The organism is Pseudoalteromonas sp. US3C1013, from assembly GCF_048401115.1.
GTDB classification, from domain to species: Bacteria; Pseudomonadota; Gammaproteobacteria; order Enterobacterales; family Alteromonadaceae; genus Pseudoalteromonas; species Pseudoalteromonas undina.
In genome coordinates this window covers 1,919,373-1,939,529 of sequence record NZ_CP183075.1, presented here as the reverse complement: position 1 = coordinate 1,939,529, position 20,157 = coordinate 1,919,373, and the positions used below count along the sequence as shown (strand labels likewise).

The 20,157-nt window shown below is 38.2% G+C and carries 23 protein-coding genes; 12 read left to right on the top strand and 11 right to left on the bottom strand.

Annotated features, from left to right (window positions below; all coding sequences use genetic code 11):
* Positions 1–726: 726 nt before the first annotated feature.
* From ACNSN2_RS08975 to ACNSN2_RS08955, 5 genes are all read left to right on the top strand, one after another.
* Positions 727–2,106: an MATE family efflux transporter gene (locus ACNSN2_RS08975; protein WP_055013372.1), complete on the top strand. Its 1,380-nt coding sequence runs from the start codon at positions 727–729 to the stop codon at positions 2,104–2,106.
* Positions 2,103–4,097: an excinuclease ABC subunit UvrB gene (uvrB, locus tag ACNSN2_RS08970; protein ID WP_008468252.1), complete on the top strand. Its 1,995-nt coding sequence runs from the start codon at positions 2,103–2,105 to the stop codon at positions 4,095–4,097. The genes ACNSN2_RS08975 and uvrB overlap by 4 nt, the downstream gene beginning before the upstream one ends.
* Positions 4,098–5,027, top strand: coding sequence for a class I SAM-dependent methyltransferase (locus tag ACNSN2_RS08965; protein WP_418607088.1), 930 nt, complete (start codon positions 4,098–4,100; stop codon positions 5,025–5,027).
* Between the two features lie 8 nt (positions 5,028–5,035).
* Positions 5,036–5,701, top strand: a complete 666-nt coding sequence (locus ACNSN2_RS08960; protein ID WP_290191767.1) for a tRNA (adenine(22)-N(1))-methyltransferase TrmK — start codon at positions 5,036–5,038, stop codon at positions 5,699–5,701.
* 95 nt (positions 5,702–5,796) lie between these two features.
* Positions 5,797–6,810, top strand: a complete 1,014-nt coding sequence (locus ACNSN2_RS08955) for a hypothetical protein (protein ID WP_418607086.1) — start codon at positions 5,797–5,799, stop codon at positions 6,808–6,810.
* A gap of 8 nt (positions 6,811–6,818) precedes the next feature.
* Here ACNSN2_RS08955 and ACNSN2_RS08950 read toward each other — a convergent pair whose 3' ends face one another.
* Positions 6,819–7,061 carry a hypothetical protein gene (locus ACNSN2_RS08950; RefSeq protein WP_418607084.1) on the bottom strand — a complete coding sequence of 81 codons (243 nt, stop codon included), beginning with the start codon at positions 7,059–7,061 and terminating at the stop codon, positions 6,819–6,821.
* A 174-nt stretch (positions 7,062–7,235) separates the two neighbouring features.
* Between ACNSN2_RS08950 and ACNSN2_RS08945 the strand changes: the two genes are divergently transcribed.
* A complete protein-coding gene (locus ACNSN2_RS08945; protein WP_010388452.1) occupies positions 7,236–7,685 on the top strand; it encodes a methyltransferase family protein in 450 nt (149 codons plus the stop codon).
* 60 nt (positions 7,686–7,745) lie between these two features.
* Here ACNSN2_RS08945 and queC read toward each other — a convergent pair whose 3' ends face one another.
* Positions 7,746–8,402 (bottom strand): 7-cyano-7-deazaguanine synthase QueC, encoded by a 657-nt coding sequence (gene queC / locus ACNSN2_RS08940; RefSeq protein ID WP_008110177.1) that lies wholly within the window; start codon positions 8,400–8,402, stop codon positions 7,746–7,748.
* Positions 8,403–8,547: 145 nt separating this feature from the next.
* On the opposite strand from queC, the gene queE reads away from it, so the two are divergent.
* Positions 8,548–9,213: a 7-carboxy-7-deazaguanine synthase QueE gene (queE, locus tag ACNSN2_RS08935; protein ID WP_055013381.1), complete on the top strand. Its 666-nt coding sequence runs from the start codon at positions 8,548–8,550 to the stop codon at positions 9,211–9,213.
* 129 nt (positions 9,214–9,342) lie between these two features.
* Here the strand turns inward: queE and ACNSN2_RS08930 are convergent, their stop codons facing one another.
* From ACNSN2_RS08930 to ACNSN2_RS08915, 4 genes are all read right to left on the bottom strand, one after another.
* Entirely contained in the window at positions 9,343–9,615 is a 273-nt protein-coding gene (locus tag ACNSN2_RS08930) for a hypothetical protein (protein WP_054201167.1), read from the bottom strand.
* A gap of 15 nt (positions 9,616–9,630) precedes the next feature.
* On the bottom strand, positions 9,631–9,933 hold the full coding sequence (locus tag ACNSN2_RS08925; protein ID WP_055013378.1) for a hypothetical protein: 303 nt from the start codon (positions 9,931–9,933) through the stop codon (positions 9,631–9,633).
* A 116-nt stretch (positions 9,934–10,049) separates the two neighbouring features.
* On the bottom strand, positions 10,050–10,514 hold the full coding sequence (locus ACNSN2_RS08920; protein ID WP_010388460.1) for a hypothetical protein: 465 nt from the start codon (positions 10,512–10,514) through the stop codon (positions 10,050–10,052).
* Between the two features lie 168 nt (positions 10,515–10,682).
* Positions 10,683–11,060, bottom strand: a complete 378-nt coding sequence (locus ACNSN2_RS08915) for a hypothetical protein (RefSeq protein ID WP_418607081.1) — start codon at positions 11,058–11,060, stop codon at positions 10,683–10,685.
* 54 nt (positions 11,061–11,114) lie between these two features.
* On the opposite strand from ACNSN2_RS08915, the gene ACNSN2_RS08910 reads away from it, so the two are divergent.
* Entirely contained in the window at positions 11,115–12,593 is a 1,479-nt protein-coding gene (locus ACNSN2_RS08910; RefSeq protein ID WP_138569993.1) for a substrate-binding periplasmic protein, read from the top strand.
* A gap of 72 nt (positions 12,594–12,665) precedes the next feature.
* On the opposite strand, the gene ACNSN2_RS08905 is transcribed toward ACNSN2_RS08910, so the two are convergent.
* The 3 genes from ACNSN2_RS08905 to ACNSN2_RS08895 form a co-directional block, all read right to left on the bottom strand.
* Positions 12,666–13,112 (bottom strand): hypothetical protein, encoded by a 447-nt coding sequence (locus ACNSN2_RS08905; protein ID WP_418607079.1) that lies wholly within the window; start codon positions 13,110–13,112, stop codon positions 12,666–12,668.
* A gap of 115 nt (positions 13,113–13,227) precedes the next feature.
* The gene (locus ACNSN2_RS08900) at positions 13,228–13,686 is read right to left on the bottom strand and encodes a DMT family transporter (RefSeq protein ID WP_054201162.1); all 459 of its coding nucleotides are present in this window, start codon (positions 13,684–13,686) and stop codon (positions 13,228–13,230) included.
* Positions 13,687–13,693: 7 nt separating this feature from the next.
* On the bottom strand, positions 13,694–14,128 hold the full coding sequence (locus tag ACNSN2_RS08895) for a DMT family transporter (protein ID WP_054201161.1): 435 nt from the start codon (positions 14,126–14,128) through the stop codon (positions 13,694–13,696).
* 96 nt (positions 14,129–14,224) lie between these two features.
* On the opposite strand from ACNSN2_RS08895, the gene ACNSN2_RS08890 reads away from it, so the two are divergent.
* From ACNSN2_RS08890 to ACNSN2_RS08880, 3 genes are all read left to right on the top strand, one after another.
* The gene (locus ACNSN2_RS08890) at positions 14,225–15,157 is read left to right on the top strand and encodes a LysR family transcriptional regulator (protein ID WP_054201160.1); all 933 of its coding nucleotides are present in this window, start codon (positions 14,225–14,227) and stop codon (positions 15,155–15,157) included.
* Between the two features lie 417 nt (positions 15,158–15,574).
* Entirely contained in the window at positions 15,575–15,955 is a 381-nt protein-coding gene (locus ACNSN2_RS08885) for a BlaI/MecI/CopY family transcriptional regulator (RefSeq protein WP_036982191.1), read from the top strand.
* A gap of 11 nt (positions 15,956–15,966) precedes the next feature.
* Complete coding sequence (locus ACNSN2_RS08880; RefSeq protein WP_418607077.1) at positions 15,967–17,571, top strand: M56 family metallopeptidase; 1,605 nt, start codon at positions 15,967–15,969, stop codon at positions 17,569–17,571.
* 95 nt (positions 17,572–17,666) lie between these two features.
* On the opposite strand, the gene bcp is transcribed toward ACNSN2_RS08880, so the two are convergent.
* The gene (gene bcp, locus ACNSN2_RS08875) at positions 17,667–18,146 is read right to left on the bottom strand and encodes a thioredoxin-dependent thiol peroxidase (protein ID WP_024601114.1); all 480 of its coding nucleotides are present in this window, start codon (positions 18,144–18,146) and stop codon (positions 17,667–17,669) included.
* A 10-nt stretch (positions 18,147–18,156) separates the two neighbouring features.
* The gene (locus ACNSN2_RS08870; RefSeq protein ID WP_008464556.1) at positions 18,157–18,690 is read right to left on the bottom strand and encodes a glycine cleavage system protein R; all 534 of its coding nucleotides are present in this window, start codon (positions 18,688–18,690) and stop codon (positions 18,157–18,159) included.
* A gap of 354 nt (positions 18,691–19,044) precedes the next feature.
* On the opposite strand from ACNSN2_RS08870, the gene bamC reads away from it, so the two are divergent.
* Entirely contained in the window at positions 19,045–20,103 is a 1,059-nt protein-coding gene (gene bamC, locus ACNSN2_RS08865; protein ID WP_418607075.1) for an outer membrane protein assembly factor BamC, read from the top strand.
* The last annotated feature ends 54 nt before the right edge of the window (positions 20,104–20,157 follow it).

Here is a 20,157-nt window from a genome sequence, read left to right as displayed (position 1 = left end):
TTTACTTTGTATCGTTAAAGTTTGTTGAACTAAATCTAAATGAAAGACGTAATAGATAGTTTCTATGTTGATTAAAATAAAATGTTTGTAGAGTTATGTGGGTTTTGTATAAAAACAGAGCAATCAAAGGGTTGGCTATTTATTCAACATAAATATGGTTTTGCATTAAATAAACAAATAATCTCGTTTTAATGAGTTACAAAACCATTTTGCGCTGTTTCCATATTGATAACGTAAAAAAACCACAACACTGTTAAATTTGCACCGGGTTGTAGCCCTTTATAAACGCGGGGTTGAATGAGTTATCCACGGTTTCTGTGGATAACTCTGTTTATTAAACTTTAAGAACATCAGCACCCCCAGCACTGTAGGGCGCTACAACGATTTCAAGTATTAAAAAGCTTTTTTTTTATATATTAAAAAACAATGGCTTATGATTCAGCTTAGATAGCCACCTAAACGATAAATAAAATTTTTCGTGACGATAAAGCATCATCGCTAACTGTGTAATAAAGCAACAAAATCTAAAAGGTAAATGTTGCAAAAGTTACATAAATGTATTTAATTTGATTTTTAATGTGTTTGTGCAAAATTTATTTACAACAGCGTAAAAGTAATAGTTTGTAGATTAAAGGCTGATTTAGTTGTTTAGATTTAATAAAGCATGGCTTGAACTCTCCGGATGCTTTAAAATATGCCGTTCAGTAAAAGAGGCTTATTTATTTTATGCGCGCACATTCTCAATCACATACTCGCCCTGATTTACTCACTGCTCCAATCTTGCCTACGTTAAAGAAAATGACCGTTCCAATGATCTTTGGGATGATTACCCTGATGATGTTCAACATAGTTGATACTTTTTTTATTAGTTTATTGGGTACAGAGCCGCTTGCTGCAGTTAGTTTTACATTTCCTGTTACTTTTACCGTGATTAGTTTAGCAATTGGTTTAGGCATAGGTACCTCAGCGGTAATAGCAAAAGCATTAGGCAGTAACAATTTAGAAGAAGCGCGTTTTGATGCCAGTGTTTCGTTGTTGGTAGCGGTAATATTAGTATTAATTTTATCTGCTAGTGGCTATTTATTGATTGATCCCATATTTACGTTGCTTGGGGCAGGGGAGCAAGTACTCCCGCTAATTCATCAGTATATTAGTATTTGGTTTTTGGGCAGTGTGTTTTTAATTACCCCAATGATTGGTAATTCTGTACTGCGTGCGAGCGGTGATACTAAAACACCGAGTATTATTATGGGGGGGGCTGGACTTATAAATGCCGTACTCGATCCTATGCTGATTTTTGGCTTTGGTCCCATTCCCGCATTAGGCATTAAAGGGGCTGCTATTGCCAGTGTTATAGCTTGGGCAGTTGGAGTGGCGATTATTTTATACATATTAATTGCTAAAAAGCAGTTGCTTAGTTTAAAAGCGGGCAAACAAACTGTTATTGGTGCAATTCGTAAAATTTTAAAAATTGGTTTACCGGCAGCGGGTGCTAACATGCTCACCCCAGTTGCTATGGCGGTAATGACTGCATTGGTTGCTCATCATGGTCCCGAAGCCGTGGCTGCTTTTGGGGTAGGGAGTCGAATAGAGTCAATAGCGAGTTTAGTGGTATTAGCCTTGTCGATGACCTTGCCACCTTTTATTAGCCAAAACTTTGGAGCGAGTCATTTTTCTCGCGTAAAAGATGCCTACCTAGGTACGCTCAAGTTTGTAATGTTGTGGCAGTTCATTATCTATATTATTTTAATTATTTTTTCAGGCGTCATTAGTGAAATATTTGGTAAAGAGCAAGCGGTTGTTGATGTCATCAAGCTGTTTATTTATACCATTCCTTTAAGTTATGGCTTGCAAGGAGTGATCATTTTATCAAACTCCTCGTTTAACGCTTTACATAAACCCATGAACGCCTTAGTTTTAAGCGTTATTCGATTGTTTGTTTTTTATATTCCCTTTGCGTATATCGGGAACGAACTTGCAGGCTTAATCGGCTTGTTTATTGGCGCGGCCATTGGTAATTTATTTACAGCACTTGTAGCCTACAAGTGGTTTATGAAAGAAATTGAAGCGTTAAGCAGTCAAGCATTACAGGAGTGTAGTCATTGAGCGATCATTTTCAGCTAGTATCAAAATTTAAACCCGCAGGGGATCAGCCAACCGCTATTGCTCAGTTGTGTGAAGGCTTAGAAGCCGGACTGGCCCAGCAAACCTTATTAGGCGCAACGGGAACCGGTAAAACGTTCACTATGGCTAACATTATTAGTGATTTAAACCGGCCAACTATTATTATGGCGCATAATAAAACCTTAGCGGCTCAATTGTATGGCGAAATGAAAGAATTTTTTCCACACAATGCGGTTGAATACTTTGTATCTTACTACGATTACTACCAACCTGAAGCCTATGTGGTAGCCAGCGACACCTTTATCGAAAAAGACGCATCTATTAATGAGCATATAGAGCAAATGCGACTCAGCGCCACCAAAGCGCTTTTAGAGCGACGCGATACCATCATCGTTGCCTCTGTATCGGCAATTTATGGTTTGGGCGATCCTGACTCATACATGAAAATGATGCTGCTTTTAAAAGTGGGTGAAAAGGTCGACCAACGTGACATGCTGCGCCGTCTTGCAGAGCTACAATATACGCGAAACGATATTGATTTTAGTCGCGGTACATACCGCGTTCGTGGTGAGGTGGTTGATATATTTCCAGCTGAATCAGACACCTATGCAGTGCGTGTAGAAATGTTTGATGACGAAGTTGAACGCTTAAGTATTTTTGACCCATTAACCGGTGCGGTAGAAAAACACATAGTACGTGCCACTATTTATCCTAAAACTCACTATGTAACCCCACGAGAAAAAATTCTCGAAGCCATAGAAAAAATTAAAGCCGAACTCAAAGAGCGCAGAGCACAATTGCTTAGCGCAAATAAGTTAGTAGAAGAGCAACGCATAGCTCAGCGTACCCAATACGATATAGAAATGATGACCGAGCTTGGTTATTGCTCTGGTATTGAAAACTACAGCCGTTATTTATCGGGGCGTACACCTGGCGATCCACCGCCAACATTACTGGACTATTTACCCGACGATGCATTAATGATTATTGATGAATCGCACGTAACCGTATCGCAAATCGGTGCCATGTATAAAGGTGATAGAAGCCGTAAAGAAAACCTCGTTGAATATGGTTTTAGAATGCCCTCAGCTATGGATAACAGGCCACTGCGTTTTGAAGAGTTTGAGGCCATTGCACCACAAACCATTTATGTATCGGCCACCCCGGGCGACTTTGAATTAGAGCGCAGCAACGGCGAAGTTGCAGAGCAGGTTATTCGTCCAACTGGCTTACTTGACCCGGTTATTGAAGTGCGCCCGGTAGGCGATCAGGTTGATGACTTACTATCAGAAATTTACAAATGTGTTGAATTAAAAGAGCGTGTGCTGGTAACTACGCTTACTAAACGCATGGCTGAAGATTTAACTGACTACTTGAGTGAGCACAATGTAAAAGTACGTTATTTACATTCTGATATTGATACCGTAGAGCGAGTAGAGATTATTCGTGATTTACGTGCCGGTGTATTTGATGTGTTAGTAGGCATTAACTTACTACGTGAAGGCTTAGATATGCCAGAAGTGGCACTAGTGGCTATTTTAGATGCCGATAAAGAAGGCTTTTTACGCTCAGCACGCTCACTTATTCAAACGATAGGCCGTGCGGCGCGCCACCTTGATGGTCGTGCCATTTTATACGGTGACAGAGTGACTAAATCGATGGCTAAAGCCATTGAGGAAACTGATCGACGCCGAGAAATACAGCATGCTTATAATGTTAAGCATGGTATTGAACCTAGTGCATTAGTTAAAAAGATACTTGATGTAATGGATGTAGGCCAAGATGCTTCACCGCAAGACAACCTACAGCTTATTCGTAAAGAATCTAAAAAAATCCTCAGTGCTAAAGAAATTGCAACGCAAATTAAGCAGTTAGAAACCAAAATGCATGCGTACGCCAGCGATTTAGAATTTGAAAAAGCCGCCTCAGTGCGCGACGAAATACATGAACTACAACAACAGTTGATTAATTAAATGACAACCGATTTTACTCCTCTTATGAATGCTTTGGCAGACACGCCTTTTTCCGATAACGAGCTTTGCCGCGTATTTCATGGACGCGGCCACAGTGTTGAAGCGCTTAGCCATATTAACTTAGACTTTTATCCACCGAGTTTGTTTTTGGTGTCATACAGTGAAATTGATGAGGCAACACTCACTACGCTTACCGATACGTTATGGCAGTGGGCACAACAACATCATCCAGAGCTAATTACTGCATTGGTGTATCAACAGCGAGCTGGGCTACAAAGCCATAACACCCTTGTTCACGGTCAACTGCCAGTTCGTCATAGCGTAGCCGAAAATGGGGTGCGTTTTTTGGTTGATTTAATGAGTAAGCAAAACACCGGTATTTTTCCTGATATGCGAAAAGGCCGTGAGTTTGTCATGCAAAATAGTAAGCACGCCAAAGTACTTAATTTGTTTTCTTATACCTGTGGTTTTTCGGTTGCGGCTATGCACGGCGGTGCAGATCATGTGATGAACATGGATATGAGCAAAGGTGTGTTAAAAGTAGGTAAGCAAAACCACCAACTCAATAATGTCGATCGTGGGGTCAGTTTTTTACCGCACGATATTTTAAAGTCGTTTGGTAGGCTAAAAAAAGCCGCACCGTTTGATTTAATTATTGTTGATCCGCCCAGTTTTCAAAAAGGCAGTTTTATTTTAACCAAAGACTATCAAAAAGTGCTGCGCAGACTTCCTGAGCTTTTAAACGATACTACACAGTTATTGCTATGCGCTAATAGCCCAGAGCTTACAGAAAACGATTTTAAAGCACTTATTGAAGAGCATACTCAAGGTGCTATTGAATTTGTTAAACGCCTAGAACCTACCGATCGCTTTATTGAAATTGATAGCGATAAAAGCTTAAAAGCATTGGTGTACAAAACAAAAACATAGTGAGTTAAATGAAACTGAGTAAACGTTTAAACGCCATCAATTCGTTAATTACACAGTCTTACGATATTGTTTGGGATTGTTGTTGCGATCATGGCTTTTTAGGTATGGCATTACTTGAGCGCGGCATAGCCAAACAAATAAACTTTGTTGATATTATTCCAGAGTTAATGGAAGCGCTTGAGCAGTCGCTACAACAATTTGAGCAAGGAAAGTCTTTGCCTTCATGGCAAGTGCGCTGCGAAGATGTTGCGCAAATTAAACTGCCAACAGGTGCTAAGCAAGTAATCGTTATTGCGGGAGTGGGGGGCGATTTATGCTTAAAGCTCATTGAGCAAATTATTGCTAATAATCCGCACAGCCTTAAACAACTAAGTTTTATTATTTGCCCTATTATGCACCTCTATAAAGTACGTGCGGGTTTAAAAGCGTGTAATTTGCAGCTCGATAGCGAGCAAATTATTGTTGAAAACAAGCGTTTTTACGAAGTGCTACAAGTCAGTTTTAATGCCACCGGCACTATTACTAAAACGGGGGCTCATATGTGGGATAAACATAACCCTCAACATCATCAATATCAGCAACAATTGCTTGACCATTATACTCGAATGCTCAATAAAGATAGAGTTTACTATCAAAAAGTTATAACAGAGTATCAACGCGTATTTGAACGCTAAATACTGCCAAAAAGTGTGATCGCTTTTTATGATTAACTACGTAAAGTGCTTCATAGTTAATATCTTGCCGCTAGGCAGATTTATTTGGTTTATATATGTCAGATAACAACACAAAAATTGAGTCATTATTAGATGATGGGCAAAAATGGCAACACAGTTACGAGCAACCTATTTCGTATGCGCCCCTAGTACAACTGGCTAATAAAAATTGGATTGTTCCGCAGCATTTTTTGCGTTACAAGCATACGCTGGCCAGTGTTAATGAAGTGCTTAACGACATTAGTTTTTCCAACCACTTTAGCGTGTTAGCAGCTGAAAAAAATAGTGATGTTTATTTGCAAGTAGCAGTACTGAGTCCCGACAATTATCGCGCTGATAATAAAGCAAAAAAACTATTGTTTGGTCGCCGTTGGCCAGTAGAGCAGAACCTGCCTACCTCGGAGCTTATTCAAACTGCATTTTTAGCGTTAAAAGTGGCGCGTGAGCATGAGGTAAGAGAGCTTTTTCAGCTGCAACACCAAGGCGCAACCAGTACGCCATTTAATAATCATCATGACTTACCCGTTATGGCACAAAATCCCGAGCTTGTTAAAAGTACATCGTTTAAAAATATTTCATTGAACGAGCTGATAGATCGCCTTGTGTTTGCGGATAACCAAATAGAGCTAATTAACTGCCAAGCTATAATCACCGGTGAGCAGGTGTATACGGTTAAACTTTATTGCGATAGTTGCCAGCTGAGTGAGTTTAATAACAAAACTTTGTCATTTTTAGCACCGGATACAACAACAAATAGCTTTTTACATAGTTTTATTGCCGCATTGGTTGCTATAAGCAATGATTATGTGAGCGAGCATTTTAAATACCAAGGTTTTGCACGTTTTAGTAAGCATGTACAGGCGGAGCAAATAGGCGAGTTAAGTGTTTCTATGCGTTCGCCAAGTTCAGTTAGTTTGTGCTCAATGGGTAAACAAGAGGCGAATCAGTTAAATTTTGAGATAGACAGTGGCCGAGCGCCACAAGGGTGTGGTCAAGCAATTGGTGGTTTTTTAGCTGCCCATGGCATTGAGCAGCCTGAAAACGCACATTTATACCCAAATTACTTGTAACGTATACATTAAAGTTTGTTTATTTCTTGTTTTACGTTGTAGCTTGAGTCGGTAACAATGGCTTCAAGTGTTTGTACTCGTTGTTTAAGTTCACTCACTTGAGCGGTTACCTTAGCTAGTTGTTTGTGTGCGTCTTGATTGTTGTCCTGTACTTTATGTTTAAATTCAAGGTGCTTTTTATACATATCGTAAATAACTCCCGAACCTACAGAAATAAGTACAATGAGAACTATCATTGTTGTGCCAGACATAATTACTTCCTTTAACTTTTATTTAAGCTTAAATTATAACCATAATTAAGCGCTCATAAAGCTAATTAATTGTAACTTTATTTGTATTTATAAATATTCGATAAGTCATTGTTATTATTTGTGACGCCACCATATAGTAATTATGAAGTTTTTTAATCGATACAAGGAGTAGGTATGTTAAATAATAAAATTCCACCGGTTGTGGTTGTGGTGTTTTTTGCTGCTGTAATGGCACTGATTGCACATTATACCGTGATTGATTTTAGCGCATTTATTACTTATCTCTCGCTAGCACTTGTCGCTACTGGGTGTATATTTTGTATTGCTGGGGTCGTGAGTTTCCGGTTTGCTAAAACAACAGTACTACCTAACAAACCAGAACAAGCGTCTAGTTTAGTTACCTCAGGTGTTTATAAATTCTCTCGTAATCCGATGTATTTAGGTTTTGCGTTTATATTAGCAGGCTGGGGCGTGTGGCTGGGTTCAATGTGGGCTTTTTTAGGTGTAGCAGGGTTTATTGCTTACATTACCTTATTTCAAATAATCCCAGAGGAACGGGCGCTCCACAAATTATTTGGTGAGCAATTTGACGATTATAAATCACGAGTAAAACGCTGGCTTTAACGTTTTATCGCAACAAAAAAGGCTACCCTTGGTAGCCTTTTAGTGTATTAACGTTGAACTTTACTCATATTCAAGCGGGTCTGTCACGTTGTTAAGCTCAAAGGCCTCTAAACGTTCTTGGCAGGCACCACATTTACCACACGCTTTGTCACGACCATTATAACAGGTCCATGTTTGGCTGTAGTCTAAGCCCATTTTAATACCATCGGTTAAAATATCGATTTTAGTATTGTTTAAATACGGGCTAAAAATTTCTACTGCATCGTAATTTGCAATACGACATACATCATCCATCTTTTTAACAAACTCAGGACGACAGTCAGGGTAAATTGCATGATCGCCTGAATGCGCGCCGTAATATACTTTGCTCGCTTTAAGAGACACTGCATAACCTACCGCTAAGGAAAGTAAAATCATATTGCGGTTAGGCACAATGGTGCTTTTCATGCTTTCTTCTTCGTAATGGCCTTCTGGCACATCAATATCGTCTGTTAACGACGAACCACCAATAAGCTGATTAATTGCTGATATATCAACAATTTTGTGCGGGACATTTAGCTTTTCACATACGTTGGCGGCAACTTTAAGTTCTTTAACATGACGCTGACCATAATCAAACGAGAGGGCATAAACATCATGGCCTTGCTGCAAGGCTTTATTTAATACAGTAAATGAGTCCATACCGCCGGAATAAATAACAACTACTTTTTGCGTCATACGTGGTTTGCTCTTTAGTTTTGATAGAGGTTTATATCAGGGCGCGATATACTACACGGCCAAGGCATAAATGACAATTTTTGCACCGTGCTTTGCGATTTTTAATAGTAACAATTTTGCCGTCAGGTTGTAAGTGAGATTTCTTTTGTACAAAATTAATGAAGTGTTTGAAACCATTCAAGGTGAAGCGAGCTTTACCGGTACGCCGTCTATATTTTTACGCCTGCAAGGTTGTCCTGTGGGATGTTCGTGGTGTGACACTAAACAAACCTGGGATGTTGATAATGTATATAAAGTATCACTAGATGACACGGTAGAAAAAAAAGCCGACTCAGATCATTGGGCTGAGGCAAGTGCCGCGCAGGTCCTGGAATTATTTAAATCCCGTGGCTATACCGCCAAGCATGTTGTGATCACCGGTGGTGAACCTTGCATGTACGATTTAAATCCAGTATGTAATTTATTGCATGATCATGGCTTTAGCACGCAAATAGAAACCAGTGGCACCTTTGAAATTCTCGCCCCTGCCCAAACGTGGGTTACGGTATCGCCAAAAATTAATATGCGTGGTGGTTACAAAGTATTGAGCAGTGCTATGCAACGCGCCGATGAAATTAAACATCCGGTTGCTATGCAAAAGCACGTAGAAGAACTGGAAGAGTTATTTGTCGCCACGGGTGTTAACCCAAAACTGGTATATTTACAGCCAATCAGCCAAAAAACGTCGGCAACTAAATTAGCCATTGATACTTGTATCGCCAAAAACTGGCGCTTATCAATTCAAGTACATAAGTATTTGGGTATTAGTTAAACAGAAAGAGCAGTTATAAGTGCTTAGCTGTAAGCGTTAAACTGCTTGGCGTTAAGTTATATTACGTAGGTTGGGTGAGTAAACCCCAACCTAACTCAACAAATTTCAGCTCATAAAGCCAAGCAGGCTTTAAATATAATTTTCATCAATAAACTGGCACCACTGCGGTGTATTTAATTCTGGTACGTTTGGCTTATCTCTAATACCGAGTTTAAACATGATCACAGAGCGCCATTCTAAAGAGCCAATGTCTGGCCCATGTCCATAACCGTCACCGGTATTAATTTGCTGTTCAACATGGTTAAACCATGCTTCAGAGCACGGCGAATATGTTTCATCCTTTTGCGCAACACTACTGCATCCAGCAATAATGAGTAATAAAGGGGCCATTAATAGTCTCATATTTTACCTATGTGTTTATTTTGCTAATCGCTGCTGTGTTAAGTTTAAACGCTTATGTGAGCTGTATACTTGCAACCTTTCATCGTCCGTAATTAAAAATGCATCCATTTCTACAGATATTAACGCAGATATGGGGAAAATCTCTAAAACACCAAGATCAGCAAGTTTAGCTGAAAGAAGTGCCGTTTTGCCGTTAGCAATAAAGGTAGAGTCTTGATCACGGTAATCGCCATCTACATATAGTTTTGCACCATTAAACCATGAGTTAACAATTTTAATTTTATGACCCTTAACCGTGAATTCGAACTCTTTTCTCATTTTAAAACTCCATTTTTTGAAAAGTGTATAACATGTTAACGCCGTAAATAAACGGCAGAAGATAGTTGGCAATAACTTGTTGGGAACGAACAAAATAATCTGTTTTTATCCCACTTCTAATTTGTTTTGTTCAATTGCGATTTGCACAATACATTTTCGTTAAGTTTATTACCAAACAAAAATTTCAACCTTTCTGTACCACCCGTTTTTTCATAAAACTCTTGTAATGTAATTTCTTTTTTCTCGTAGCTCATTAGCTGCCAAAAACCGTAAAAGCCTTTGAACCAAAAGTAATAAAACACCGCTCCAACAGCCAATAGGAAATATGCTGATTTGCCAACTTTTCGTTTGTACTTTATGGCGCAATAAAAAAACCAGACACAGCTTAAAACTGCCACTATTAAAAATGCCGTAAAAGGTGTAATTGCAGTATCAATATTATCCCAAAGGAAGCTTAGACAAATTGAACTCCAATCTAACCCCATAGAGAAAATTAAAGTAATCTTAAAAAAGAAATATAATAAAACGGTAGTAAACACCGCATATAAGATCCCACTTTCCTTGTACTCTTCTTTATTCAATACTTGTCCTTATTGAGCGATTTAATAATCTTATAGTGCGCGAGTCGTGCAGGTTTATATCCATACCACGCTCACTTTTCTTCTGTAAAGTTTTAACAAATTACCTAAGATATTACTATCACTAAGTTTTCTATGACTTTTAAGCAAAGCTAATACTAAAAAACGTTGTTATTGAGCAGCGCTTTTGTTTTTATTTTGTTGAACCTTGAACCTTGAACCTTGAACCTTGAACCTTGAACCTTGAACCTTGAACCTTGAACCTTGAACCTTGAACCTTGAACCTTGAACCTTGAACCTTGAACCTTGAACCTTGAACCTTGAACCTTGAACCTTGAACCTTGAACCTTGAACCTTGAACCTTGAACCTTGAACCTTGAACCTTGAACCTTGAACCTTGAACCTTGAACCTTGAACCTTGAACCTTGAACCTTGAACCTTGAACCTTGAACCTTGAACCTTGAACCTTGAACCTTGAACCTTGAACCTTGAACCTTGAACCTTGAACCTTGAACCTTGAACCTTGAACCTTGAACCTTGAACTAACACCTAAGTTTGCAAAGTACGCTGGTGGTGCATATATTAAACTAAGCGATTGGGAGAATGCGCTTGGCTAGATACTTACTACTGTTTTTTGTTTTTTCTTATGTTTGTATAAACTCGGCTTTTGCGAGTGTAAAAGTTGGCGTAACTCATTGGGTTGATTACACCAATCCGGATGAAACAGGCGTTTATATTGATCTACTCAAAGAAGTTTATGCAGATGAACAGCTCGAGTTTGATTTTAGTACTTACAAACGAATTACCAATTTATTTGAACAAAAACAGTATGACTTCGTAATTGGTGTTGCTAAAGAAGATGTTCCTTTAGCCTATTATCCTCATTGGTACTTAGATTATGATTATCCAATTAATGCCTATTTTTTAAATTCCACTCATAACTTTAATAAGTTATCTGATTTTAACAACAAAGTATTAAGCTGGCTCGACGGCTATAATTTCGATAAGTTTATTGAATACCCACACGATTATTACCCGGTGTCTACTATTGAAAACGCAGTGGCTCTGCTACTGAATAAACGTATAGATGCTTTCGTTGATTTTGACTACAACATTCCCAAAGAGTATAAATCAAAGCTTAATTATGTAGAGCTTGTACCTGCAAGGCCTATTTATTTAGCCTTTTCGAACGATGAAAAGGGCAGAGCCTTGGCGCGAAAATTTGACCAAACCATGCCAAAATTAAAATCATCGGGACGGTTGCAGGAATTATATAAATCAGATTATGACAATACGCGGTTTGCTGACTTTGACGCAAGTAAAATAAAAATCGTATTGAGTAGTAACGATGAGTCTTTGCTGCGACTGAACTCAGTTACTGAAGAAAAATCACTCGACGCACAGCTTTATAAATTAATTTTGACTGAAATGCGAGACTACAGAGTTGAGTTTGTAAAAGCGCCGAATACAAATAATGAAGTTCAATTTGGCACTAATTATTGTTATGCCAATAAAATTAACACCCCAGAACGAGCAAACCGCTATTTAATATCAAAGCCGTTTTCTTTGTATCTCGCTCCGCGACTTTATTCTCCTACTGATTTAACTGAATTTAAGCATATGAAAAATTTAGACGAGTTAGTGTCTCAAAGTGAATTAAGGTTGGGATTATCAAAATTCAGAATATTCTCCGAAGACATTATGTCTTTACTTGAAGAAGTAGATAAAACTAAAATAAAACCAGCGCCCACTAATATATTCTCTAGATTACAACAATTAGCTAAGTTGCAAGAATTTGATGCGTCTATTGAATACCCCAGCGATGTAGTCACGTATTGGCAGGATATAACAGACGCAGACATTCACTCCTTTGATTTGAAATTAAATACATCGTTTACTGTTGGGCATTTAATGTGTGAGCGTAGTGAAGAAAATATAAAATTTGTTCATGATTTTAATAATACACTCTCAAAATTAATTCAAAGCGATAAATACAAAGCGCTTATATATCACTTTGCGGCTGATTTACCTGCTGAAGAGTTTAATAAAATTTATCAGCAAGCACTGTTGGGTGAAAAGTGAGAACGCAAGCACAGCGTAGTTTTTTAACCGCTAGGGTAGGCTATTTATTATTGAAATCTTTGCTCTGAAAATTCAAACAATGGCACTTACAAGTGCCCCCGCGTCTGTAATACCTGCATCCTTCATGGCTTGGCTGATCATTTGCACGAGCGCAATTACCTGAGATTGTGTTGATGAAACGATGTTTGCTTGTGCTTCAATTTGTGCCTGTATAGCCTCGTCTTCTTGGTCCGATTGAGCTTGTAATTGAGTGAGTTGCTCTTTTTGTTCTTCAAGCTGCTGTTTGAGCTCTTTAAGTTGCTCTATCATTTTTGCGATATATTCAGGCATTTCTGAATTTGTTGCTTTTTCAGCGTTTTGCTCAGCCTCTTTTCCTGAGAGTTTATTGCGTTCTTTGTCTGATAATTGATAATCAGTGTTGTCCTGATTTTTTGTTGTGTCTTTTGTTTGTTGTGCAATATTTGTTTTTTCGGCTGTAATTTTAACGTCAAAGGCTGAGTGTTTATTTAGCTGTATCACGATTTATTATCCATAATAGTATGTTTATTAATGTTGTTATCGGCCGCGATGCCAAAGTTTAAAGTGCTAAAGCAATAAAAAACGTTGCCTTTGAGCAACGTTTTTTAGGTTTATACTACGATTTTTTGTTTTCAACTTTACCGCTTGAATAAATAAAAAATAATGCAATGGCTAAACACACTAACGCCGCTAGTCGACTGGGTGACAATGCAATAGCCTCATTACCAAGCCAGCCAAAATTATCAATTAATACACTCATGGTTAGTTGACCAAAAATAACCGCGACGGTTGCCACCGCTGTACCTATTTTTTGCACCGCAAGCACCATAATAACAATGTATGGTACGCCACACATGGCACCAAGTAGCTGCCATTTTGGTACATCCATTAAGGTTACAGCATGATTTGGTTCAAAATAAAATATGAGCAGTGCGGTTACTAGTGCACCAACAGAAAAGGTTAAAAAAGCACTTTTAAAAACACCGACGTTACCGCCTAGTCGTCCGTTTAAGGCTGCTTGAATGCTTAATGTTGCGCCACCAATTACAGCTAGAAAAATCATAATAATAGTCATAGTGAGTTTATCCTTGTGCCATAAAAACCAGAGAGATAATAATAAACGCCAAAGCAATAATGCGTTTAACATCGATTTTGCGTTCAGTGGTGCCAAACAAACCGTAATGGTCAATAATTAAGCTTTTGAAAATTTGCCCTGCGAGTATGCCGATCATTGTCATGGCTATGCCGATGTTTGGCGTTGCAATTGTTAAAATAACCACGTAAACAGGGCCAAGCACGCCACCTAATAATAAAGAAGGGGGCTGGCTAAAAAATGAAGGACTATTACGAGGGCTAAAAAACAGCATTAGCAAAAATGTTAAGGCGGCACCAACCGCAAATATACTAAATGTGGCCCACAGTTCACCCACTTCACTACCCAAAGGCCCTAATAACCCCGCTTCTACGGACAAACCCATACCGCCCATAAAGGTCAGTAATATTAATAGAAATTGCATTTATATCCTCCAAATAGTAATTAATACCATTTTAACCCAGCTAATCAGCCAGAAAAACGCTACAATCCAGAAATGACTTTTGCAGGAATTGCACAAATGAATGACATAAATACAGTGAGCATTAAAACACTCGTTACGTTTATCGGTGTTTTTAATACCCATAGTTTTTCAGAGGTGGCTAGGCGGGAGGGGGTGTCTGCGTCAAATATTTCACGCACTATTCAACAATTAGAAGATGCACTAGGGCAGCAGCTTTTTTATCGAAATACCCGTGCTGTTGTGCCAACAGAAGCGGGTCGGTTGTTTTTAGATTATGCACAAACAATCACCGAGCAAATGAATGACGCGAGAAAAGAGCTGCAAGACAGAACGCTCGAACCAACCGGGTTAATTAGAATTAATGCGCCTGTATTTTTTGGCCAAAGGCACATTGCTCCTTGGTTGCCTGAGTTAAGTATTCGCTATCCAAACTTACAAATAGAGTTAACACTTACTGATGACTTTATTGACCCGCATCGTGATGCCACCGATGTTATATTTCGTATCGGTGCGTTAACCGATTCTTCGTTACATGCGCGCGTATTTGGTACACAAGTGTATCATTTAGCAGCCTCACCAGCGTATTTGAAAAACAACCCTAAAATTACTAATCCATCTGCACTTAAAAATCATCAATGTTTAATTTATAAAGGTTCTTCAGGTGCAAATCGTTGGCTGTTTAAAGCTAAAAATAGATCATGGGTTCATTACCCTGTTGCACCATTACTTACCTCAAATAATGCGGACACATTATTAACTTGTGCATTAAAAGGCATGGGTTTAGTGCTGTTTCCTGATTGGCTTATTGGTGAGCATTTAAAGGCGGGTACTTTAGTAAAGGTGTTACCTAATTATGATGCAGCAATTAAAACAGAGCCTCAGCAAATAGCGGCTATTTATCCACACACACGCTATGCCCCTTTAAATGTTAGGGCGCTTATTGATTACTTTGCTGATGTTTTCGGTGAACCGCTTTATTGGCAACAATAGAAAAGAAAGTCAGTACTTAAGATAATTAGCCAGAACTGTAGTGAAAAAATATTAAGTAAATTTTTCACAAAGTAAGCAATAGATGCCTGGCTTTTAAATAAATACATACACTAGTCACCTTTATTTTTATTTACTAAAGGCAGGTATATTGATATTTAAAAGTACTAGATAGGTGTTTTTACAATATTTGAAAAATAAGGCGGTGGCTTTAAATTAACATATTGAAATGCCTATACACACATTAACTAAGCTTTTTATTTATTGAACTATAAAAAGCAATCCTATTACACAATACCGATATTATTTTTTATTGCTGCCTTCTTCTATAAATTATTTTAATTTTTATATTGACACACTGAACGCTTATTACTACATTTGTAACAGTTAATAACTACAGATGTAGTAATGGAGGTTAAAATGAAACTCAGTGAATTTGAATTAGATATTATGCAGTTGCTTTGGCAACACGAGCCATGCACGGCTAGCCAATTACATAAAGCGCTACTTGCTGATACAAAAAAAGATAAGCAAGTAGCTTACACAACGGTGAAAACAATTGTCGATAGGTTGGAGCAAAAAGAGGCGATAGTACGCTGTGGGAACGAGGGGAGAGCGATCGTATTTAAATCAGTGATCACTCAAAGCGCATTTTCAGCACAAGCAATGCCTAGCTTTATGCAGCGTTTTTTTAAAGGTAACTCTCGCAGCTTAATTGCCCATTTTATTAAAGAAGAAAAGCTGAATGACGAGGATATTGAGTACCTACAATCGCTACTGAAAAATAAAAAGCAAGATTAAAGGAAAAGGTTATGATGGATTATTTTGTAACTTGCACAATTATTAGTGTGTGTTGTTTGCTTGCATCTTTAGGGATGAAAAGTGCCCCTTCTAGATTAAATTTTTACGTAATAATGCTGGCTTTAATAGCCTGGTTTGTTCCTTGGCAATACTTTTCTCAATTGCCATTATTTGAAAGTACATCGCAATATACTGTTAATGTTGCTGAGTTTAGTTTTTTAAATACGTTAATAGCCCCTACCAGTGCGCAGGTCATAACATCAGAAAGTAGCATTATTGTACCAGTGAGTTGGTTACCATCATTAAACCATATTTTTAGTGTATTGCTGTTTAGTGGAATTGGCTTGTTTACATTGCGTGTTGCTATGTATGTAAAGTTAGTCAAAAACTTAAAAGCTAACTCAAGCTTATATAGCACTTCAAAACGAGCAAACTGTATATACCCAATAAGATTCACCTCAATTGGAGGGCCTGCTTTTGCAACAGGATTAGTCAATCCGGTTGTTTGGCTTACTCCTGAGATGGAAAATCGAAAAGAATTAAACTCTGTTATTGAGCACGAATTAACGCACTTACAACAAGGTGATATTTATTGGACATGGCTAATTTGCTTTATAGAAAGTGTTTTTTGGTGGAACCCAATATGCTCAAAACTAGCGCGTTTGGCAAAAGAGCAGTTAGAGCTTAGTTGTGACGAAAAATGTATGCGTAAACTCAAAGGTAAGTATCAGTTAGATTTAGCCAGTTTGTTACTCTCTGAGCATGAAAAAAAATCTAAATATAACTTTTTCACTCCCCCTCTTTTGAATATTGAACACTCAAAGAGTTTTAATATTCAAAGGATTAAAATGTTAAACAAGGAAAAAACAATGAAAAGTAAACATATGGTAATGGCTTTGGCTGCACTGTCTTTTAGCGCGTTGGCAGCAGCACAAATTGTTGATGAAAATCCAAAGAATGAACAACATAGTGCGCAAAAACAGCCCGCAGCTAGTAATCAGTATAACCAACAGTTAGCGCAACTTTTAGAGGTAGCTGGTGATGCAAAAAGTGATCAACCAACACAACTAATACAAACGGCAAAAAATATTCAAAAATGGTATGCAAATAGAGATGTGCTATCAGGTTTTGAAGAGGGAAAAATTAAATTAGAAAGTTATACTTTACTCGTTCATGTTTTTTCTAAACTTGAACAATATGAAGATATCTTAAGTGCTTACGAAACATGGTATCCAGCAGGAAGCAACCCGCCATATTTTACGAAAAACTCGCTTGCTAATGCCTACATACAACTAGGTCGTTATGAACTGGCTATAGCTGAATTAGAGGGGTTGACTAGAGAGCTTGACGGTAACTTACACGAAGGTTCTGCTGGGAACTTAGCATTAGCTTATATTTATAGCGCAGATTACGATAAAGCATTAGACACACTGCAACAAGCTAGCTTAGAGGGAAGTGCTTATGGTGATGTTTTAAAATACTACATTTTTGATCAGCAAAATAATCAAACAAAAATGGCTGAATTAAAAGGACGTTTACCAGCAGCCTTTGCGGTAACACCGGCTCTACTTCCTCGAGTAGGTATTCCACAATCACCGTTATTAGCTAAATTATAAATAAGCAAATACAAAAAAGCGTTGCCCTTGAGCAACGCTTTTTTTTATCTTGTTTAGCCTTTAGCCTTTAGCCTTTAGCCTTTAGCCTTTAGCCTTTATTCAGCGGCTAAATAGTCCAACACCACTTGGTGATGATCTTTGGTTTTAAATTTATCAAACAAGTGTTTAATTTTACCGTCTTGGCCTACTAAGAAAGTAAGGCGGTGAATACCATCATATTCTTTGCCCATAAATTTTTTGTAGCCCCACACCCCAAATGCCTCAGCAATGGCATGATCTTCGTCAGAAAGTAAGTCAAAGTTAAGCTCTTTTTTAGTTTCAAAGTTTTTAAGGCGCTTAATTGGGTCTGGGCTTATGCCAACTACATGGGTGTTAAATTTAGCAAGCTCGGCTTGTTGATCACGCAGGTTTTCGGCTTGTACGGTACAGCCAGGCGTTGATGCTTTAGGGTAAAAGTATACCAGTACTTGTTTTTCTTTTAATAACTCACTGAGCACAACAGTTTCGTCATTTTGGTTTTGTAAGCTAAAAGCCGGTGCTGTGTCGCCACTTTGTAATGGGGTAATTTTGTTCATGCTAAACTCCTTAGCGAATACGTCGAAAGATGTAATCTACGTTTAAAACGTGCGAAAGGTTTTCAAAACTAATTTTAAATTGGTCAATGTCAACGTCAACGGGAATATTAAATTCAAGTTCACAGCGCATTTTAAGTTCAGTTTCTTCTTCGTAGGTATCTGACTTTAATGAGCAAATATTAATATTATTATCTGCAAAAAAGCGTGTTACTTTACTCAAGGTGCCAGGGGTGTCTATACCAGTGTATTCTAGGGTGTAGCCTGCACAAAACTCGCTTTGATTATGGCTTGAAGTGCGTTTCATCATAGTAAGTAGGCCAAGTTCCATACCTTTGGTAGGGAGTGTATGCTCAATACGGCTAATGGCTGACATATCACCGCTAAGTAGCATAATAAAAGTAAGTTCGTTGCCTAAAATAGCAATACGACTATCTATTATATTACAGTGGCAATCACTGACGAGTTGCGTAAGCTCACTAACGATGCCCGATCTATCTTCGCCAATTGCGGTTAAAACAATTTGATGATTTGAAAATGCAGTCATGGGTTTTAAAGTACCTAAGTTACTTGGATGATAACAACCGACTTGGCAACAAAAAATAAACACGTAGCGTTGCACGGCGGCAAAGTTTAACACAAAACCCGCGTTAAACTACAGTGACGGTTAATTTTAGACGGTTAATAGTGCAGTGTTTCTTGTTTTTACAAGCTTGTGAAAGTACCATAGCAAAAATGTGTCTATTTGTAGCCTAGTCTGTCGGTCATCTTGTTGGCTTAATGCAGTTAGATAAGCAAATTATAAATGTAAAGTTAATATTGATTTTACACTGAACCAAATCGGTATTACCCACTCATATATTTGTTAAAACAATTAAGGGTATGCTAAGGAGAATTATCTGTGCAGTATTGGATCCCAAAAGCACTAGCAGTAAGTGTATTGGTAAGTTTGTCAGGGTGTAGTGTATTTACGAGTGATGCCCATAATGAGCGTAATTACCGCGCTCATGAGCCGGTTAAAACACCTGCTTCGTTATCACAACCCGCTCAAGATCCTGTTTATAAGATGGATGTGGGTCAATATGATAATAATCCGGAGGCAACAAACTATCGCCCGCCGGCGCAAGTGTTAACTATTGCTAAAGGCAGTTGGGTTGAGGAAGCAGATAAACAAGCACGTATTTATTTTGATAAAAATGATGGCATTGACGATTTAGATGTATTCATTTGGGACTCGATTCAAGCAGTGCTTGCTGATAACAACATTAGCGCGACACGACAAAACAAAATGCAAGGAACACTGGAAACAGATTGGTACGCCATTGTTAAGCCAGAAGAAAGCTGGTTATGGGGCGATGATGAAAGTGTTGATTTAGAACGTTTTAAATTTACTATTGAAGAAAAAGAGCATCAACGCACAGCATCATTAACGGCTGAGCTTATTGATTTCAAAGGTGATAAACCTCTGACTGATTTATTAAAACAACAGCTAGAAGTGCGCGCCCTTAATCAAGTGGTGAGTGAATTTGATTATCGCTATCGTCAACTTGAAGTTGATATGCGTAAGCGCCAAGGAATAATTTCATTAGAACTTGGGTTTGACAACAAAGGTAATGCAGCACTTGTTACTGAGCAGGCTTACGATACGGTATTCGATCGCTTTTCTGGATTCTTAGAGCGCTTATCTTTTACTATTGTTGAAATAAACCAAGAGACAGGTTTAATTACAGCAGATTATGCGAAAGTAGAAAGCAGTGTGTGGGATTCAATTTGGGGCGATGAACCAACAGAGCTTCCAATTGATGAAGGTCAATACCAAATTTTGGTTAGCAAAACCAAGCAAGGTGGCACCAGTCTAACGTGGATGGATGACAAAGGCGAAACGCTTGAACCAGGTACCATGAATGGTTTGCAACAAGCATTAGAAGCGGCGTTAATTAAGCGCGGTATTAAAATTTAATAATTATAAATATTTACCACAAAAAGAGCACTTAGCTCTTTTTGTGGTTTTTAC

Coding starts and splice junctions, on each gene's coding strand:
- ACNSN2_RS08975 (WP_055013372.1), top strand. CDS start 727: ATGCGCGCACATTCTCAATCACATACTCGCCCTGATTTACTCACTGCT.
- ACNSN2_RS08965 (WP_418607088.1), top strand. CDS start 4,098: ATGACAACCGATTTTACTCCTCTTATGAATGCTTTGGCAGACACGCCT.
- ACNSN2_RS08960 (WP_290191767.1), top strand. CDS start 5,036: ATGAAACTGAGTAAACGTTTAAACGCCATCAATTCGTTAATTACACAG.
- ACNSN2_RS08955 (WP_418607086.1), top strand. CDS start 5,797: ATGTCAGATAACAACACAAAAATTGAGTCATTATTAGATGATGGGCAA.
- ACNSN2_RS08950 (WP_418607084.1), bottom strand. CDS start 7,061: ATGTCTGGCACAACAATGATAGTTCTCATTGTACTTATTTCTGTAGGT.
- ACNSN2_RS08945 (WP_010388452.1), top strand. CDS start 7,236: ATGTTAAATAATAAAATTCCACCGGTTGTGGTTGTGGTGTTTTTTGCT.
- queC (WP_008110177.1), bottom strand. CDS start 8,402: ATGACGCAAAAAGTAGTTGTTATTTATTCCGGCGGTATGGACTCATTT.
- ACNSN2_RS08930 (WP_054201167.1), bottom strand. CDS start 9,615: ATGAGACTATTAATGGCCCCTTTATTACTCATTATTGCTGGATGCAGT.
- ACNSN2_RS08925 (WP_055013378.1), bottom strand. CDS start 9,933: ATGAGAAAAGAGTTCGAATTCACGGTTAAGGGTCATAAAATTAAAATT.
- ACNSN2_RS08910 (WP_138569993.1), top strand. CDS start 11,115: ATGCGCTTGGCTAGATACTTACTACTGTTTTTTGTTTTTTCTTATGTT.
- ACNSN2_RS08900 (WP_054201162.1), bottom strand. CDS start 13,686: ATGACTATTATTATGATTTTTCTAGCTGTAATTGGTGGCGCAACATTA.
- ACNSN2_RS08895 (WP_054201161.1), bottom strand. CDS start 14,128: ATGCAATTTCTATTAATATTACTGACCTTTATGGGCGGTATGGGTTTG.
- ACNSN2_RS08890 (WP_054201160.1), top strand. CDS start 14,225: ATGAATGACATAAATACAGTGAGCATTAAAACACTCGTTACGTTTATC.
- ACNSN2_RS08885 (WP_036982191.1), top strand. CDS start 15,575: ATGAAACTCAGTGAATTTGAATTAGATATTATGCAGTTGCTTTGGCAA.
- ACNSN2_RS08880 (WP_418607077.1), top strand. CDS start 15,967: ATGATGGATTATTTTGTAACTTGCACAATTATTAGTGTGTGTTGTTTG.
- bcp (WP_024601114.1), bottom strand. CDS start 18,146: ATGAACAAAATTACCCCATTACAAAGTGGCGACACAGCACCGGCTTTT.
- ACNSN2_RS08870 (WP_008464556.1), bottom strand. CDS start 18,690: ATGACTGCATTTTCAAATCATCAAATTGTTTTAACCGCAATTGGCGAA.